1 protein-coding gene is annotated in these 246 nt (G+C 67.5%); it reads right to left on the bottom strand.

Annotation, left to right across the window (positions count from 1 at the left end):
* Positions 1 to 246 (bottom strand): transposase (locus tag FLM69_RS11330; RefSeq protein WP_181743518.1); only part of this gene is annotated, 246 nt, incomplete at both ends.

The following is a 246-nucleotide window of genomic DNA, read 5'->3' as shown; positions in this document are numbered from 1 at the left end:
CAGCTTGTCCATCCGTCGGGTCGAGACCCCGGCGAGGTAGCAGTCAGCGACCACGGTGATCAGCGCCGACTCCGCTCTCTTCCTGCGTTCAAGTAGCCAGTCCGGGAAGTACGTGCCCGATCTGAGCTTGGGGATGGCCACGTCCAGGGTGCCGACCCGGGTGTCCAGGTCCCGGTGGCGGTACCCGTTCCGCTGAGCAGTGCGCGAGGAGCTGGGCTTGCCCCATTCGGCACCGACCACCGCGTC

This window comes from Micrococcus sp. R8502A1 (assembly GCF_006704135.1).
Classification (GTDB): domain Bacteria; phylum Actinomycetota; class Actinomycetes; order Actinomycetales; family Micrococcaceae; genus Micrococcus; species Micrococcus luteus.
This window is presented reverse-complemented; position numbering and strand designations above follow the sequence as displayed.